A 16,319-nucleotide genomic window follows, 5' to 3' on the forward strand; every position below is an offset into this window, starting at 1 on the left:
AGGGCTCCCTTGGGAGCGCCGGGTCCTAGTTACCGGTCTACCAACCCGCGTATGGCCGCCACCCCTCGTTTGGTAGCGAGGTGAAGGCTCCTTTTTCCAACTAGGAGTTTCACTATGTTCAAGGTCACGCCAAACCCGCCGGACTCCGAACCGGTAACCCCGTACGAACCCCCTTCAAAAAAACTCAACGAAACCACCGAATCCGCCCTCGATGTCTACATCCCGTCGATTGCCGACATCAAAGCAACCCCACGTACACCCTGCACACTGTTTCTCGTCGACCCAGAGGTGAAAACCGAAACCTTGATGGTTTTTCTGGTCGAGACGCTGGCCTCGGTCGATGTGATGGTCCATCACTTGGTGGATCATCTGGACGGTGGGTCGCGCAATGCCCTATTGGGAATATCAAACAGCATCATGTTGGCGGAGATCACGGCGAACCGGGTGCTTGATCAGATTGATCCACCTGAGTAGGTGAAAGCTGCTGTAGTTGGTGGGGGGCTCACGATGAGTCGCGCGGCGGTATCTTTTTAGGGAGGCTGCTCAATCTAGAATAAAGAGCCTCTTTTCCCTAGCCCCTTTCCCCCCTTTTCCGGAATGGAAAAAACCCGCACTTGGCGGGTTTCTTACGCACACTAAGAACGTGCTTAGTTGAAGTCGTACTTCTGGTTTACTTTGCGTTTTTCAAGAGCGTATTGCGCTACGTCGATTTGACCCGACTGCAGGCGTTCGTCAATAGCATCAACTTCTTTGCGCTGCAGTTGATTCACATGTGCCTTTGTTGCTGTGTAATTGATCGACTCAGCCGCATCATGACCACTGACGGGATCCCACAGCATCGACAACGGCCAAAAAAGCAGATTCACAACACCCAAACCATATTCGCGGCCATAGAATGATCCGCCGCCAGGGAGCAGACCAAGAGCGGCACCAGTACCAGGGCTCTTTTCCTCAACGGCAAGTCCATTCGCCTCATAGTGACGAAGCTCTGCTTTCTGCTGAGAGTTCAGGCCGCTAGCACAGCCCGTGCAAGCAGCGGCCAATCCAAGAGCCAAAACCAAACGATGCGCCTTCATGCGTCCAATCCCTCAAAATTCCATTCATGCTCAAATGAGTGGCATAATGATATCAACCGAATATCATTTCGACTAGGTAACGCAGCATCTGCTGGGTGGAGTCCGCTGATCGCTGGCAATGCTCCAGCCCTGCACTCCAGACTTTCCCTGGCGTCAATCTTCATCCTGCCGGGCGCGTGTGTTCCCTGAGTAACCGCTCCAGAGTCTTTGACTTGATGGTGGCAAGGGCGCCAGGACAAGTGGCGATTTTGGGCAATTGAGTGTGGACTGAACTGAAATTCACACCTAAAAAGACTAAATAAATTTGATACACCGTATCAGGTGACGCTGCGGTAGCTAGTCGAAAATAATATCACAGTGCTACTATCTACAATCCCTTCGGTACTTTTTCAATCATAAGGATTTGTCGAATGACGTACCTTCGCTTGCTTTTAGCTTCAGCCCTAATTGCTCTTTGCACAGGTTGTGCTTCACCCGCTCAAATTTCCGGCATGTCGGTAGCTGCTGATCAAGCCAAAGCAAACACCTACGACCACCAACTGCAAAACAATGTCCAGATCTCCGAGGTGAATGGTGGAGATAAAACCAACCCTCTGTGGACTTCGGAAATCGACTCCCCTGACTTCCGCGCGGCCCTCAAACAATCGCTCGCCAATGCAAATTTGCTTGGCGACGAGTTGGCGCCTTATGCACTCCGTGCCAACCTGTTGCGCGTTGACCAGCCTATATTCGGACTGGATTTTGAAGTGATCTGCGAAGTTGAATATACCTTATTAGAGTCAAGCACCAACAAGGTAGTTTTGCGTGAAATTATCCGGACCCCTTTCACTGCGGGCATGGGCGATTCTGTTATAGGAATCAAGCGCCTACGTTTGGCCAATGAAGGGTCCGCTCGGGAAAACATCATTGCGATGCTCAAACGTCTGAGTGATCTCAAAATCGATGCAAAACAAGTTTCGTTAAAGAACTGAGATTTTCCCCAAGCCTTGCCCTACAAAGGATTCTTCTACCCCAGGAAAAAAGGGGGCGGAACATCATTGTCTAGTTCTGAAATAGGTCTACATCTATTTCAGAACTAGACAGCGCGATCATTCTTGCAATTTCAGGCATGCGCCTCTCGATCAAGTACATCCGCTACCCACTGATTGATACTCTTGTGGGCTAGCTGCGCTTTTACAGCAACTGTCGCATGGAGCGCGGGCGCCAGGCGCAGGCTCAGATTGCCCGAGTAGGGTTTCTGGGGAGCGCGTCCGAGTTTGGCGCAGGTCTCCAGGTAATCGGTGACCGCCTCTTCAAATGCCGCTCGGAGCTCACTGACCGACTCGCCGTGAAAACCCACGACATCCTTGATACCCGCGATGTGCCCAACAAACAGGCCGTCTTCGTCACTGTATTCAATTCGGGCGGCGTAGCCGTTGTAATTCATCACGTTCACGGGGTAACTCCTGCCTGTTCAAGGAAAGCCCGTGCGTCACGCACCTGATAGGGCTTGGCTTCTTTGTCGGGATGCGGTCGGTGAAAGGTTGCGACCACGCCATTGAGTTCAAAACGCACCCGTGATCCGTTTCCTTCAATGGTCAGAGCACCGGCTGCGCAGAACAAGGACTCGATACGAGCCCATTCCAAGGTGGCCGGTGCTGGCCTTGAGAACACGGCTTTGAGGGTGCTTAGCTGTTTATTATTCATGGTATTATATCATGATACCGTGCAGGTTTTAGCGGCCGCTTCTCCACAAACGAAAAGCGCCCTATCCGTGTTTGAGATTCAGATTTTGTTCTGGTCAGTGACTAGAATATCGAGGTGAGTCTCGATGGAGATGTAGGAAAGATCCGTGATTTGTGTAAGGGGCTTTTGAACTTTTGAACAGTTCACCAGCCCTTGATGTTGGTACTCCCCAAACTCCCACACCCCCAATCCTGATAAACTCCCCCACCTCCCAGCCTCACCGATTCCAGATCCCCAATGTCCGTATCCAACGCCACACCCGCCCCACTCTCCCGCCGCTTCTCCGTCGCCCCGATGATGGACTGGACCGACCGGCACTGCCGTTTCTTCCTACGCCTGCTCTCCAAGCACGCGCTGCTCTACACCGAAATGGTCACCACCGGCGCCCTGCTCAACGGCGATCACGAGCGGTTTCTGCGGCACAACGAGGCCGAGCATCCCTTGGCGTTGCAGTTGGGCGGCAGTGTGCCGCTGGATTTGGCGGCGTGTGCGCGGATGGCGCAGGAGCATGGGTACGATGAGGTGAATCTGAATGTGGGCTGCCCCAGTGACCGGGTGCAGAACAATATGATCGGGGCGTGCCTGATGGGGCATCCGCAGTTGGTGGCCGATTGTGTGAAGGCGATGCGCGATGCGGTGTCGATTCCGGTGACGGTGAAGCATCGGATCGGGATCAACGGGCGTGACAGTTATGAAGAGCTGTGCGATTTCGTTGGTACGGTGCGTGATGCCGGTTGCACCAGTTTTACCGTGCATGCGCGGATTGCGATTCTGGAGGGGTTGTCGCCGAAGGAGAATCGCGATATTCCGCCGCTGCGTTATGACGTGGCCGCGCGGTTGAAGGCGGATTTTCCGGAGTTGGAGATTATTCTCAACGGCGGGATCAAGAGCCTGGAAGCCTGTCATGAGCATTTGCAGACGTTCGACGGGGTGATGCTCGGGCGTGAGGCTTATCACAACCCTTACGTGATGGCCGAGGTGGATCAGCAGTTGTTTGGCAGCACGGCGCCGGTGATCACGCGCGCCGAGGCGTTGGCGCAGTTGCGGCCTTATATCGCTGCGCACCTGGACGCCGGTGGCGCGATGCACCATATCACCCGGCATGTGCTGGGGCTGGGCACCGGGTTTCCGGGGGCGCGCAAGTTTCGTCAGTTGCTGTCGGTGGATATCCACAAGGCGAAGGAGCCTTTGGCCTTGCTGGATCAGGCGGCCGGGTTGCTCGAGGGGCGTTGAGCGCCCGGCTGTTTCAGCGTTTGGGCAGTTCGATGGAAACTTTCAGGCCGCCCCACTCGCTTTCGCGCAGCTGCAGCACCCCGCCCCAGGTGTCGACGATGTCGCGCACGATGCCCAGGCCCAGGCCATGTCCATCGGTCTGTTCATCCAGGCGCGTGCCGCGGCTGAATACCTGATCGCGCTGGTCCTGGGGAATCCCCGGGCCGTCATCTTCCACGCTTAGTTCAAAGGCTTGCGCGGTTTCGACCACACTTAGACGCACTTCGGCGTCCGCCCATTTGCAGGCGTTGTCCAACAGGTTACCGAGCAGTTCCAGCAGGTCTTCGCGGTCCCAGGGCAGTTGCAGGCCGGTCGGTGCGACATAGCTGAGGTGCAGGTGTTCGCCGTGGATCATGTTCAGGGTGGCGAGCAATCCCGGCAGTTCGGCATCACAATCGAACAAGGCCCCCGGCAAGGCGTCGCCAGCCAGGCGGGCGCGGTTGAGTTCGCGGTTGAGTCGCAGGCGGACCTGTTCCAGTTGATCCTTGAGCACCTGGCGCAGTTGCGGGTGCGCGTCGAGTTGCTCACTTGAGGCCAGGCTCAACAACACCGCCAACGGGGTTTTCAGGGCATGGCCGAGGTTGCCCAAGGCATTGCGCGATCGCTTGAGGCTGTCTTCGGTGTGAGCCAGCAGGTGGTTGATCTGGGTCACCAGCGGTTCCAGTTCGATCGGCACCTGATCGTCGAGTTGCGAGCGCTGGCCCTGTTGCAGTTGCGCGATCTGTTCCCGGGCTTTTTCCAGCGGGCGTAAGGCGCGCCGCACCGTGAGCCGTTGCAGCAGCAGGATCAGCAGCAGGCCCGCCAGCCCCAGCCCCAGGCCGATCTGCTGCATGCGCTGGAAGCTCTCGCGCACCGGCGTGTAATCCTGCGCCACGCTGATGGAAATCGACTGACCCAGGCGCCGATAGTCGGAACGCAGCACCAGCAACTGCTGGCCTTCCGGGCCCAGTTGCAGGTTGCTCTCCAGGCCCGGGCGCTCGAGGCGTGGCAGTTCCTGGTCCCAGAGCGAGCGGGAACGCCAGTGGCTGTCGGCAAAATCGATGCGGAAATAGTGGCCGGAAAACGGCCGCTGATACGCCGGCGACAACAGCCGCTCATCCAGTTGCAAGCCCTGGGGGCCACGCACCAGCGCGATCAACAGGGTTTCGCTGTCGTTGCGCAACCCGGCTTCGAGGTAGCGCTGCAAGCCCACTTCGAACAGCCACAGGCTGGTTTGCGCCAGCACCAGGCCGACGATAACCATCACGCTGATCAGGCCCAGGCTCAAACGGCGCTGGATCGACCTCACCGGGCTTGCCCACCGAGCAGGTAACCCTGGCCGCGACGGGTTTCGATCACGTTGCGCCCGAGTTTGCGCCGCAGGTGATTGACGTGGACTTCCAGCACATTCGAGTCGCGCTCGGTTTCGCCGTCGTAGAGGTGTTCGGCCAGGTGGCTTTTGGACAGGATCTGTTCCGGGTGCAGCATGAAGTAACGCAACAGGCGAAACTCGGCGGCCGTTAGCTGGATGTCGGCGCCATCGCGGGTCACGCATTGGCGCCCCTCATCCAGTTGCAGTCCGCCCGCCTTCAGGGTCGGTTGATTGACCTGGCCGTGGGAACGGCGCAGCAGCGCCTGGATGCGCAGGTGCAGTTCTTCGGGGTGGAACGGCTTGGTCAGGTAGTCGTCGGCACCGGCCTTGAGGCCTTCGATGCGCTCGGCCCAGGAACCACGGGCGGTGAGGATCAGCACCGGCGTCGTGAGACCTCCGGCACGCCACTGGGTCAATACTTCAAGCCCGGGAACCCCCGGCAGGCCGAGGTCGAGGATGATCAGGTCGTAGGGCTCGGTGCTGCCCTGGTACACGGCGTCGCGACCGTCGGCCAGCCAGTCCACGGCATACCCTTGGCGATTGAGACCGCCCACCAGTTCGTCGGCCAGTGGCACGTGGTCTTCCACCAGGAGCAATCGCATGGGTCAATCTTCCTTGTCTTTGAGTAAACGGCCGGTGGTGGCGTCGATGTCCAGCTCGCGGACCACGCCTTCGCGGGTCAGCAATTCGACTTCATAAATGTAGACGTCGTGCTTCTCTTCGAGCTCGGCTTCCAGCAGCTTGGCCCCCGGATAACGATCCAGCGCCTGCTGCAACAGTTGTTCGAGCGGCAGGATCACACCCTGTTGGCGCAGGCGCAGGGCCTCGTCCTGGTCGAGGTCGCGGGCCACCGCCACCGAGCAAAAAACCAGCAGCGCCAGCGCCAGGCGGGCGCTGACACGTCGATGTGAAAAGGCATGCAGCGTCATTACGTGTCCTGATGATCCTTGAGAATCTGCCCGCTGACCGCGTCCAGCTCCAGGTCCCACTCGATGCCCTGCAGATCGCGCAGTTCAATCTGGTAGATGTACTTGCCGTACTCTTCTTCCAGTTCGGTTTCGGTGATGGTGGAACCGGGATGCTTGGCCAGCGCTGCGGCATTGAGCTTCTCGAAAGACACAATGGTACCAGCGTCGCGCAGCCTCAGGGCTTCGTCGGGGCCGAGGTCGCGCGCATGGGCGAGGCTGGCGGTCAGGCCGATGAGGGAGGCGATGGACAGGGCAGTGAAGGATTTCATGGGGTGTCTCCGTATTCTTTTATGTGTTGCCTACGGGGGCCACCTTAGCGAAACCAACTTAACTGAAACTGAATTGCCATCATGTACAACTATTGCGCCAGTACCTCATCCGCCCTGCCGCCCTCGCGCTGGATCACCAGGTGGATGAAATGCAGCTTGGCGATCACCGCTGGCGGCAGCACGAAGGGGTAGAAATCCGGCTGGCCCATGCTGCGCGACAGTTCATTGAGCATGCCGGCCAGTTCGATCCACGCATTGACGAATGACAGGAACGCGGTGCCGCCGGGGTGTTGCGGATCGTAGAGGGTGCTGGGAGGAAAGGGCTGATAGTCGAGGTCCATTTCCCGTGCGCTCATGCCAAACCCGAGCGCGGTGTCGACGGCGTCCATCATGTGCAGGTAGTGCGCCCAGGTTTCGGCCCAGTCTTCCCAGGGGTGCATGGTGGCGTAGGCGCTGACGTACTGCTGCTGCCAGTCGAGCGGTGCGCCTTGTTGATAATGCCGTTCCAGGGCCTCGGCGTAGCTGGCGCGTTCGTCGCCGAACAGGCCGCGAAAAGGTTCCAGCCAGTCGCTGTTGGCAATCAGGCGGTCCCAATAGTAATGCCCGACTTCGTGACGGAAATGCCCGAGCAAGGTGCGATAGGGTTCGTGCATTTGCACCCGCACCTGTTCGCGGTGAGCGTCGTCGGCTTCCTTGATGTCGAGGGTGATCAGGCCGTTGGCGTGGCCGGTGGTGGGTGCCTTGCCTTCGAGATCGACGCCGATGAAATCGAAGGCCAGGCCGACGTCTTCGTCCAGGGTTTTCGGGATCACCTGCAACCCGAGGCTGACCAATTGCGCGACCAGGCGGCGCTTGGCGGTTTCCACCTTGCGCCAGCGCTCGTGGTTTTCGGCGATGGACAAGTCGGGGATGGTGCGGTTCAGGCTACAGGCGATGCACAGTGAGTCGTGGTCATTGGCTGGCAGCAGCCAATTGCACGCGGCGGGCGAATCGAGGTTGGCGCAGCGACGGAACACGCCCGCGCCGGGATCGGCATCGAGCAGCCAGGTGTCCGGTTGTTCGCCCGGTTGCAGGGAGGACAAGCGACTTTGCTCTGGTTGATAACCCAAGGCTGCCGAACAGGCCAGGCACTGGCTGTTGCGAAAGAACAGCGACTGCCCGCAACGACAGGGCCAGATCTTGCTGTTGCGCGAGCTTTCGCCGATGAAGGGGGCAGCGATGCGCGAAGTGAGCTGTTCGAAGAAGCGGTACATGAGCGATCTCTCCCTGGGGCTTGCCAAGACTAGATCATTCCTGGGTGAAGATCGTTCCCATGCTCTGCGTGGGAATGCCTCAAGGGACGCTCCGCGTTCCAGCTCTCGAATGGGACGCGGAGCGTCCCGGGCTGCATTCCCACGCAGAGCGTGGGAACGATCATTCAGCAGGCCAGGCATTGGCTGTTGCGAAAGAACAGCGACTGGCCGCAACGACAGGGCCAGATCTTGCTGTTGCGCGAGCTTTCGCCGATGAAGGGGGCAGCGATGCGCGAGGTGAGCTGTTCGAAGAAGCGGTACATGAGCGATCTCTCCCTGGGGCTTGCCAAGACTAGATCATTGCGGATGGTTGGTCGTTCCCGTTTTCTTGTGGCAGGTCGGAAATCGCCTTCGCTGGCAAGCCAGCTCCTACAGTGTCGCGTGATTCCGTAGGAGCTGGCTTGCCAGCGAATGGCGTCACAGGGTTATGCCGTGTTTTTTCAGGAACTCGACGAACGCCTCTTCATCCAGCACCTTCAACCCCAGTTCATTGGCCTTGGTCAACTTCGACCCCGCCCCCGGTCCCGCGACCACGCAATGGGTCTTGGCCGACACGGAGCCGGCGACCTTGGCGCCGAGGCTTTCGAGTTTGTCCTTGGCCACATCGCGGCTCATCAATTCCAGCGAACCGGTGAGCACCCAGGTCTGGCCGGCCAGTGGCAGGCCTTCGACGACTTTTTTCTCGCTGAGCCAGTGCATGCCGAAGTCGGCCAGTTGCTTCTCGGCAGCCTCGGCCAGTTGGCGATTGGCTTCGATGGCGAAAAACTCGCGCACCGAGGTGGCCTGCTTCTCCGGCAGCGCCTGGCGCATGTCCAGCCAGTCGGCGCTGATCACCGCTTGCAACGAGCCGAACTTGTCCGCCAGTTTCTGCGCCCCGCCCGGCCCTACCGACGGGATGTGCAGTTTGTCGAGGAAACCGCCCAGGGTGGTGCTGGCGGCAAACTCGGCGCCCAGTTCGCCCTGGTCCTGAATCTGCAAACCGTGGTTGAGCAGTTCGGTAATCACCTGCTGGTTGTGCGCGTCTTCGAAGAAGCTGTGGATTTCGTGGGCCACTTCCAGGCCGACGTCCGGCAGGTAGGTCAGCACTTGCGGCAGGGCCTGCTGGACCCGTTCCAGCGAACCCAGGGAACGCGCCAGCACCTTGGCCGTTTCTTCGCCGACATCGGGAATCCCCAGGGCGTAGATGAAGCGTGCCAGCCCCGGTTTCTTGCTGTCGGCGATGGCGCTGAGCAGCTTGTTGCTCGACAATTCGGCAAAGCCTTCCAGGTCGACGATGTCTTCGAACTTCAAGGCGTACAGGTCGGCCGGCGAGCTCACCAGCCCTTCATCGACCAGTTGTTCTACGCTCTTGTCGCCCAGGCCTTCGATGTCCATGGCCCGACGGGAGACGAAATGAATGATCGCCTGCTTGAGTTGTGCGCCGCAGGCCAGTCGACCGACACAGCGATACACCGCGCCTTCGCTGACAGTCTCGCGGCCCTTGCTGCGCTTGACCAGTTGCGTGCGCTCGACGTGGGAGCCGCACACCGGGCACTGCTGCGGGATCTGCACCGGCCGGGCGTCTTCCGGGCGACGCTCGGTGACCACTTGCACCACTTGCGGAATCACGTCGCCGGCGCGGCGAATGATCACCGTGTCGCCGATCATCAGGCCCAGGCGCGCCACTTCGTCCATGTTGTGCAGCGTCGCGTTGGCCACGGTAACCCCGGCCACCTTGACCGGCCTGAGGCGCGCCACCGGCGTCACCGCGCCGGTGCGACCGACCTGGAATTCCACGTCGAGCAACTCGGTGAGTTCTTCCATGGCCGGGAATTTGTGGGCGATGGCCCAACGCGGTTCGCGGGCGCGGAAGCCCAGTTCACGCTGGGACGCGATGCTGTTGACCTTGAACACCACGCCATCGATTTCATAGGGCAAGGCATTGCGGCGCTCGCCGATGTCGCGGTAGTAATCCAGGCACTCGTCGATGCCGTTCGCCAGCTTCAGCTCGTGGCTGATCGGCATGCCCCAGGCCTTGAGCTGCTGCAGATTGCCGATGTGCGTGTCGGCGATGTCCGCAGACACCTGGCCGATGCCGTAACAGCAGAACTCCAGCGGACGGTTGGCGGTAATCTTCGAATCCAGCTGACGCAAGCTGCCCGCCGCGGCGTTGCGCGGGTTGGCGAAGGTCTTGCCGCCGACTTCCAGTTGCGTGGCGTTGAGCCGTTCGAAACCGGCCTTGGACATGAACACTTCGCCGCGTACTTCCAGGGTCGCGGGCCAGCCGGTGCCGTGCAGCTTGAGCGGGATGTTGCGCACGGTGCGCACGTTGACGCTGATGTCTTCGCCGGTGGTGCCGTCGCCGCGCGTGGCCCCGCGCACCAGCATGCCGTCCTGATAGAGCAGGCTGACCGCCAGGCCATCGAGCTTGGGTTCGCAGCTGTATTCCACCGCCGCGCCCGCGCCGAACAGGTCACCGGCCGGAAGGTCCAGGCCCTCGGTCACCCGACGGTCGAACTCGCGCATGTCGGTTTCTTCGAAGGCGTTGCCCAGGCTGAGCATCGGCACTTCATGGCGTACCTGGGTGAACGCCGACAGTGCCGCGCTGCCGACCCGCTGGGTGGGCGAGTCGCGGGTGACCAAATCGGGATGGGCCGCTTCGAGGGCCTTGAGCTCGTTGAACAACCGGTCGTACTCGGCGTCCGGGACGCTCGGCTCGTCCAGCACGTGATAGCGATAGTTGTGCAGATCCAGCTCGGCACGTAGCTCTAGAATGCGGTCTTGGGCGGCAGTCATGGGGTGGTCTCTCATAAAGCAAAAGAGCAGCCGAGGCTGCTCAATTTGTTGATGCTGTACAAATCATTGTAGGAGTCCGGCTTGCCGGCGAAGGCGTATTTGAAATCGCGTTCGCCGGCAAGCCTGGCTCCTACGGGGTACGGGAGTGGCCATACCCCGCTAATTTCAGCGCTTCTGGGTCAGTGCGCGACGTTCGAATTCAACGATGCGCTGACGGTAGTGCTCGATCGTCTGGGCGGTCAGTACGCTGCGCTGGTCGTCCTTCAGCTCGCCGTTCAACTCTTGCGACAATTTACGCGCCGCCGCCACCATCACGTCAAAGGCCTGCTTGGGATGGCGCGGGCCTGGCAGGCCGAGGAAGAAGCTCACTGCCGGGGTGCTGAAGTGGTCGATGTCGTCCAGGTCGAAGACGCCAGGCTTGACCGCGTTGGCCATGGAGAACAGCACTTCGCCATTACCCGCCATGCTTTCGTGGCGGTGGAAGATGTCCATTTCGCCAAAACGCAGGCCGCTTTCGAGAATGTTCTGCAGCAGCGCCGGGCCTTTGAAGCCGGCAGGGTCGCGGCAGATCACGCTGATCACCAGCACTTCTTCGGCTTGCGGCTGTTCCTTGTCGCTGACCGCAGGCGATGCCTTGGTGTCATCCGGGAAGTCGTCGTCACGGCTGCTGAAGCTCGGACCGCCGTCCAGGTCGAGGCTGAGGTTCATGTCGCCTTGGGAAGGCTCGCCATGGCCACGCTTGCCACGCTTGGAGCCCGATTCGCGGGCCGGCATGCTCACCGATGGCAGGTCTTGCTCGTCCAGTTGCGGTTCCTTGTGCGTATCCAGGACGCGAGACGGGCCCAACAGCTCGGGGCTGGTGTCCTCGTCAGGCAGGTTGGACAGGCTCCGGTCGAGACGGAATTTCAGTTTTCCCTTGCCGCCGCGCATACGGCGCCAGCCATCGAAAAGAATACCGGCAATGACAATAATGCCGATGACGATCAGCCACTCGCGCAGACCGATTTCCATGTAATCCCGTGCCTCTATAAAAAATGCTGAAAAATAAGGGGCTTACATTCTGTAAACCGCTTTAAAACGTGGCGCCAACTCTATGTTCTGACAGGCGTTTTACCCACGTATACGAAAAATTGACATTAAACTAGCACGACCAAAGGCAACTTTACACCGTCTGGCACGCTGGTCCCTCGAATATGTCGATTGGCCAGCAAGTCGGCATGGCTAATTGCGTCCCACTCCTAAGAAGTCCCCCCTGAAACCCCTGTTTCAGGCGTCCACCATCGCCATGGCCTCCTCGACATCCACCGCCACCAGACGCGAGCATCCCGGTTCGTGCATCGTCACCCCCATCAATTGTTCGGCCATTTCCATGGCGATCTTGTTGTGGGTGATATAGATGAACTGCACCGTCTGCGACATCTCCTTGACCAGTCGTGCATAGCGTCCAACGTTGGCGTCATCCAATGGCGCGTCCACTTCATCGAGCATGCAGAACGGCGCCGGGTTCAACTTGAAGATCGCAAAAACCAGGGCCAATGCGGTCAGGGCTTTTTCGCCACCGGAGAGCAAATGGATGGTGCTGTTCTTCTTTCCGGGCGGCTGCGCCATGATCGTCACCCCTGTATCGAGTAGATCTTCGCCCGTCAGTTCCAAATACGCGCGTCCTCCACCGAAAACTTTTGGGAAAAGGGCCTGTAAACCGCCATTGATCTGATCAAAGGTATCTTTGAAACGGTTTCGGGTTTCCTTGTCGATCTTGCGGATCACGTTCTCGAGCGTGTCGAGCGCTTCGACCAGATCGTCGTTCTGGGCGTCCAGATAACGTTTACGCTCCGATTGTTGCTGGTATTCATCGATGGCCGCGAGGTTGATCGCGCCCAGGCGCTGGATCCGCGCACCAATGCGCTCGAGTTCTTCCTCGGCGGCTTTCTCGCTGGCCTCGGCGGTCAACGTGGCCAGCACGCCGTGCAGGTCGTAGCCGTCTTCGAGCAACTGGTCCTGCAAGGCCTTGCGCCGCACGGTCAGGGCTTGCCATTCCATGCGCTGGTTTTCGAGCTGGCCGCGAATCAGCTGGGATTGTTGTTCGGCCTGGTTGCGGCGCTTTTCGGCATCACGCAGTTCGCGGTCGGCATCTTCCAGGGCGATCTGCGCGGTCTTGAGCTCTTCGTCGACGGTCATGCGCTTGTCGAGCAGTTCTTCGAGCTTGAGGCGCAACTCTTCCAGCGGCGCCTCGCCCTCCTCCAGGTTGAGGCTCAGTTGCTCGCGTTTTTCCGTCAGGCGTTCGGCCTGCATTTCCAGGCGTTCCAAGGCCTGGCGCGTCGAGTCATGCTGGGCCCGCAGCGAACCCAGGCGCACCGCCAGTTGGTGAGCGTGATCTTTATGCTGGCGGGCTTCCTGGCGTACCCGGTCAAGCCGTTCGCGCAAGCTGTCACGCTGGGCCAGCAGCAGCTCGCGCTGCTCGGTGTCCAGCGCCATGCTGTCGAGCGCTTCCTGCAATTGCAGGCGGGCTTCGCCGATGTGTTCATGTTCCAGGGCGCGCTGTTCGGCCAACTCCTGGAGTTCTTCGTCGAGGCGTGTGCGCCGCAGGTTCAACTGCTCGGCCTTGGCTTTGCCGGCCGACAGCTGGGCCTTGAGCTCACCTTGCTGACGGGCTTCGTCCTGCAGCAGGCGGCGCAAATGTTCACGGCCGTTTTCCTGCTGGCGCTGTTGCGCCCGCAGGTTTTGCAATTCGGTTTCGAGGGCTTCGACGGCCGCTTCACGCTCTTCGCGTTCAAGACCCAGTTGCTGGATTTCCTGACCACGGGCGAGCATCCCGCTTTCCGCCTCACTGGCGCGGCGCACGCGCAAAAAGTGCCGACCGACCCAGTATCCGTCGCGGCTGATCAGGCTCTGGCCGACGGCCAATTGCCCACGCAAGGCCAGCGCCTGTTCGAGGCTTTCGACCGGTTTGACCTGGCCCAGCCATGGCGACAGATCGATCTGCGCCTCGACTTTATCGAGCAGGCTGCCGGGCACGCGCGCGCCGTCGGTGGCGGGGCTGAGCAAGCGTAAATCGCCTTGAGTAAACCCGGACAAATCGAAATCGCCGAAGTCATCCACCAGCACCGCTTGCAGATCGGCACCCAGTACGGTTTCCACCGCCAGTTCCCAACCGGCTTCGACTTTCAGGCCTTCGGCCAGGCGCGGGCGGTCCGCCAGCTGTTGCTCGCGCAGCCATTGCGCGGTGCCGGTGCCCGGGTCGAGCGCCGCTTGCTGCAAGGCTTCGAGCGAAGCCAGGCGACCGTTGAGGCGCTGCAGATCGCCCTGGGCCTGTTGTTGCGCCGACAGTGCGTGCTGCAATTGCTGGCGCAGCTGCTCGAGCTTTTCAACCTGAGCTTCTTCACTGGTCTGCAAATCCTCGAGGGTCGCCTCGGATTCAGCGAGCTGCTCGTTGAGCGCCATGATCGCCGCGTCTTCCGGGTCCGCCGACAACAAGGCGCGCTCTTCACCCAGGCGCCGGTGCCGATCGGCCAGGCGCTCCAGGCTGGTTTCCAGCTGCTGGATCCGCGATTGCTGGACTTCCGACTGGCGCCGTGGCTCGGCGGCGCTGAGGTTGAAGGTGTCCCACTGCTCCTGCCAGCCGTGCATGGTGGTTTCGGATTCTTCCAGCGCGGCGGCGGCCTCTTCGGCGGCGGCGCTGGTGACTTCCTGCTCCGGCGTGAGCATGTCCAGCTCTTCGCCGAGGGTCAGCAGCAGCGTGCGGTCGTGGCCCAGGTGCGACTCGGTCTCCAGGCGCGCGCGCTCGGCTTCCTTCAAATCGTCCTGCAATTGGCGCAAGCGCTGCTGGCCGTGCTGGATGCTCTGCTCGACCCGGGCGATGTCGCCGCCGACCGAATAGAAGCGCCCCTGCACCAGATTGAAGCGCTCGGAAAGGTCGTGATGACCGTCGCGCAAGCGTTCGATGCTGGCGTCGGCATTGCGCTGTTCGGCTACTAGGGCTTCGAAACTGACTTCCTGGGTGCCGATGATCGCTTCGCGCTGGCCGACCTGATCGTTCAGGTCCTGCCAGCGCAGGGCCGACAGTTGCGCCTTGAGCTGGCGCTCCTCGGCTTTGAATTCCTGGTACTTCTTGGCCGCTTCGGCCTGGCGGTGCAAGCGTTCGAGCTGACGTTCGAGCTCTTCGCGCAGGTCGGTCAGGCGCTCCAGGTTTTCGTGGGTGCGGCGGATGCGGTTTTCGGTTTCGCGCCGACGCTCCTTGTACTTGGAGATGCCCGCGGCTTCTTCGATGAAGTTGCGCAAATCTTCGGGCTTGGACTCGATCAGCTTGGAGATCATCCCCTGCTCGATGATCGAGTAGCTGCGCGGTCCCAAGCCGGTGCCAAGGAAGATATCGGTGATGTCACGGCGACGGCATTTGGTGCCGTTGAGGTAATAAGTGGTCTGGCTGTCGCGGGTCACTTTGCGGCGAATGGAAATTTCCGCATAGGCGGCGTATTCACCGAGCAATGTGCCGTCGGAGTTATCGAACACCAGCTCGATGCTCGCCTGGCTCACCGGCTTGCGGCTGGTGGAGCCATTGAAGATGACGTCGGTCATCGACTCGCCGCGCAGGTTCTTCGCCGAACTCTCGCCCATCACCCAGCGTACGGCGTCGATGATGTTCGACTTGCCGCAACCATTGGGCCCGACCACCGCCGCCATGTTGCTGGGGAAGTTCACCGTGGTCGGGTCGACGAAGGACTTGAACCCCGCCAGCTTGATGCACTTTAGCCGCACGCTTATGCGTCCGTCAGGGCAGAGATCACCAGATCGCAACTGCGCTGGCCATAAGCGGTCAGCACTTCGCGGATCAGTGGGAAATCACGGGCGATCACGGCAGCAAGCAGGCGTTCGAACAGTTCCAGGTACTCGCTCATCGAGGCCTTGCGTTGCTCCAGGGCGAGGAAATACGCACGGCTCATGGCCGGTTGCAGGTTCTCGACGGTTTCCTGCAGGTAAGGGTTGTTGGCGAACGGATACGTGGCGCGCATCACGTTGAAACTGTCGTCGACGAAGGTATGGATGTCCTGGCGCTCGTAGCTGGCGGTCAGGCGCTGCTGGATCTGCACGAACGGCGCCAGGTCGGCCTGGACTTTCCAGCCATTGGCCACGGCATTGGCGAGCAGGATGTACATCTCGCCCATCAACGTGCACAAGCTTTGAACCTTGTGCGGCGTGAGTTCGGTGACGTGGGCGCCACGGCGCGGCAGGATGGCGATCAGGTGCCGGCGCTCGAGAATCAGCAACGCCTCGCGAACCGAGCCGCGGCTGACGTCAAGTGCCTGCGTGACCTTCTGTTCCTGGATGCGCTCCCCGGGCTTCATTTCGCCGCGAATGATGCGTTCGGCGAGATGATGCGCGATTTGCTCGGCGAGGCTGTCCGGCGCCTTGAACGTCATGGTTGTCCTTCAAACTCTTCGATTTGCACAAGCGGCGCAGTGTAGCGCAATTGATACGTCATGGCGCAGGGCCCACCGGGTGGTTTTTGGCACGATTCAAGCAAAAAGCAGGCTGTTGATCGAGGGTCAATAATGAAGAAATGGAGCGTTAGTCGACAAAATGCATTTTCCTGA

The 16,319-nt window shown here is 60.2% G+C and carries 16 protein-coding genes; 3 read left to right on the top strand and 13 right to left on the bottom strand.

Going from position 1 to position 16,319, the window contains the following annotated elements:
* The first annotated feature begins 114 nt into the window (after window positions 1-114).
* The gene (locus HFK74_RS04455) at window positions 115-474 is read left to right on the top strand and encodes a DUF6124 family protein (protein WP_180202519.1); all 360 of its coding nucleotides are present in this window, start codon (window positions 115-117) and stop codon (window positions 472-474) included.
* A 173-nt stretch (window positions 475-647) separates the two neighbouring features.
* On the opposite strand, the gene HFK74_RS04460 is transcribed toward HFK74_RS04455, so the two are convergent.
* A complete protein-coding gene (locus HFK74_RS04460) occupies window positions 648-1,076 on the bottom strand; it encodes a hypothetical protein (RefSeq protein ID WP_180202520.1) in 429 nt (142 codons plus the stop codon).
* 410 nt (window positions 1,077-1,486) lie between these two features.
* Here HFK74_RS04460 and HFK74_RS04465 point away from each other — a divergent pair, with 410 nt between their 5' ends.
* The gene (locus HFK74_RS04465; RefSeq protein WP_257230253.1) at window positions 1,487-2,047 is read left to right on the top strand and encodes a hypothetical protein; all 561 of its coding nucleotides are present in this window, start codon (window positions 1,487-1,489) and stop codon (window positions 2,045-2,047) included.
* A 131-nt stretch (window positions 2,048-2,178) separates the two neighbouring features.
* Here the strand turns inward: HFK74_RS04465 and HFK74_RS04470 are convergent, their stop codons facing one another.
* Together HFK74_RS04470 and HFK74_RS04475 are read right to left on the bottom strand one after the other, a co-directional pair.
* Window positions 2,179-2,511 carry a type II toxin-antitoxin system HicB family antitoxin gene (locus HFK74_RS04470; protein WP_180202521.1) on the bottom strand — a complete coding sequence of 111 codons (333 nt, stop codon included), beginning with the start codon at window positions 2,509-2,511 and terminating at the stop codon, window positions 2,179-2,181.
* Window positions 2,508-2,762 (bottom strand): type II toxin-antitoxin system HicA family toxin, encoded by a 255-nt coding sequence (locus HFK74_RS04475; protein ID WP_180202522.1) that lies wholly within the window; start codon window positions 2,760-2,762, stop codon window positions 2,508-2,510. The genes HFK74_RS04470 and HFK74_RS04475 overlap by 4 nt, the downstream gene beginning before the upstream one ends.
* A gap of 276 nt (window positions 2,763-3,038) precedes the next feature.
* On the opposite strand from HFK74_RS04475, the gene dusA reads away from it, so the two are divergent.
* Window positions 3,039-4,034, top strand: a complete 996-nt coding sequence (dusA, locus tag HFK74_RS04480) for a tRNA dihydrouridine(20/20a) synthase DusA (protein ID WP_180202523.1) — start codon at window positions 3,039-3,041, stop codon at window positions 4,032-4,034.
* Window positions 4,035-4,047: 13 nt separating this feature from the next.
* Here the strand turns inward: dusA and HFK74_RS04485 are convergent, their stop codons facing one another.
* From HFK74_RS04485 to HFK74_RS04530, 10 genes are all read right to left on the bottom strand, one after another.
* Entirely contained in the window at window positions 4,048-5,361 is a 1,314-nt protein-coding gene (locus HFK74_RS04485) for an ATP-binding protein (RefSeq protein ID WP_180202524.1), read from the bottom strand.
* A complete protein-coding gene (locus HFK74_RS04490; protein ID WP_180202525.1) occupies window positions 5,358-6,026 on the bottom strand; it encodes a response regulator transcription factor in 669 nt (222 codons plus the stop codon). Before HFK74_RS04490 ends, HFK74_RS04485 begins: the two co-directional genes overlap by 4 nt.
* 3 nt (window positions 6,027-6,029) lie before the next feature.
* Window positions 6,030-6,353 carry a PepSY domain-containing protein gene (locus HFK74_RS04495; protein ID WP_180202526.1) on the bottom strand — a complete coding sequence of 108 codons (324 nt, stop codon included), beginning with the start codon at window positions 6,351-6,353 and terminating at the stop codon, window positions 6,030-6,032.
* Entirely contained in the window at window positions 6,353-6,661 is a 309-nt protein-coding gene (locus tag HFK74_RS04500) for a PepSY domain-containing protein (RefSeq protein ID WP_180202527.1), read from the bottom strand. The genes HFK74_RS04495 and HFK74_RS04500 overlap by 1 nt, the downstream gene beginning before the upstream one ends.
* A gap of 89 nt (window positions 6,662-6,750) precedes the next feature.
* Window positions 6,751-7,914, bottom strand: a complete 1,164-nt coding sequence (locus tag HFK74_RS04505) for a putative zinc-binding metallopeptidase (protein WP_180202528.1) — start codon at window positions 7,912-7,914, stop codon at window positions 6,751-6,753.
* 164 nt (window positions 7,915-8,078) lie between these two features.
* The gene (locus HFK74_RS04510) at window positions 8,079-8,216 is read right to left on the bottom strand and encodes a hypothetical protein (RefSeq protein ID WP_180202482.1); all 138 of its coding nucleotides are present in this window, start codon (window positions 8,214-8,216) and stop codon (window positions 8,079-8,081) included.
* Window positions 8,217-8,370: 154 nt separating this feature from the next.
* Window positions 8,371-10,728 (bottom strand): NAD-dependent DNA ligase LigA, encoded by a 2,358-nt coding sequence (gene ligA, locus HFK74_RS04515; protein ID WP_180202529.1) that lies wholly within the window; start codon window positions 10,726-10,728, stop codon window positions 8,371-8,373.
* A 165-nt stretch (window positions 10,729-10,893) separates the two neighbouring features.
* Window positions 10,894-11,739, bottom strand: coding sequence for a cell division protein ZipA (gene zipA, locus HFK74_RS04520; RefSeq protein ID WP_180202530.1), 846 nt, complete (start codon window positions 11,737-11,739; stop codon window positions 10,894-10,896).
* 255 nt (window positions 11,740-11,994) lie between these two features.
* On the bottom strand, window positions 11,995-15,483 hold the full coding sequence (smc, locus tag HFK74_RS04525) for a chromosome segregation protein SMC (RefSeq protein WP_180202531.1): 3,489 nt from the start codon (window positions 15,481-15,483) through the stop codon (window positions 11,995-11,997).
* Window positions 15,484-15,485: 2 nt separating this feature from the next.
* A complete protein-coding gene (locus HFK74_RS04530) occupies window positions 15,486-16,145 on the bottom strand; it encodes a GntR family transcriptional regulator (protein ID WP_180202532.1) in 660 nt (219 codons plus the stop codon).
* Window positions 16,146-16,319: the final 174 nt, after the last annotated feature.

The sequence above is a fragment of the Pseudomonas sp. SbOxS1 genome (assembly GCF_013416725.1).
Lineage (GTDB): Bacteria > Pseudomonadota > Gammaproteobacteria > Pseudomonadales > Pseudomonadaceae > Aquipseudomonas.

Coding starts and splice junctions, on each gene's coding strand:
- HFK74_RS04530 (WP_180202532.1), bottom strand. CDS start 16,145: ATGACGTTCAAGGCGCCGGACAGCCTCGCCGAGCAAATCGCGCATCAT.
- HFK74_RS04475 (WP_180202522.1), bottom strand. CDS start 2,762: ATGAATAATAAACAGCTAAGCACCCTCAAAGCCGTGTTCTCAAGGCCA.
- HFK74_RS04460 (WP_180202520.1), bottom strand. CDS start 1,076: ATGAAGGCGCATCGTTTGGTTTTGGCTCTTGGATTGGCCGCTGCTTGC.
- HFK74_RS04465 (WP_257230253.1), top strand. CDS start 1,487: ATGACGTACCTTCGCTTGCTTTTAGCTTCAGCCCTAATTGCTCTTTGC.
- dusA (WP_180202523.1), top strand. CDS start 3,039: ATGTCCGTATCCAACGCCACACCCGCCCCACTCTCCCGCCGCTTCTCC.
- HFK74_RS04455 (WP_180202519.1), top strand. CDS start 115: ATGTTCAAGGTCACGCCAAACCCGCCGGACTCCGAACCGGTAACCCCG.
- HFK74_RS04500 (WP_180202527.1), bottom strand. CDS start 6,661: ATGAAATCCTTCACTGCCCTGTCCATCGCCTCCCTCATCGGCCTGACC.
- ligA (WP_180202529.1), bottom strand. CDS start 10,728: ATGACTGCCGCCCAAGACCGCATTCTAGAGCTACGTGCCGAGCTGGAT.
- HFK74_RS04510 (WP_180202482.1), bottom strand. CDS start 8,216: ATGTACCGCTTCTTCGAACAGCTCACCTCGCGCATCGCTGCCCCCTTC.
- zipA (WP_180202530.1), bottom strand. CDS start 11,739: ATGGAAATCGGTCTGCGCGAGTGGCTGATCGTCATCGGCATTATTGTC.
- HFK74_RS04505 (WP_180202528.1), bottom strand. CDS start 7,914: ATGTACCGCTTCTTCGAACAGCTCACTTCGCGCATCGCTGCCCCCTTC.
- HFK74_RS04495 (WP_180202526.1), bottom strand. CDS start 6,353: ATGACGCTGCATGCCTTTTCACATCGACGTGTCAGCGCCCGCCTGGCG.
- HFK74_RS04490 (WP_180202525.1), bottom strand. CDS start 6,026: ATGCGATTGCTCCTGGTGGAAGACCACGTGCCACTGGCCGACGAACTG.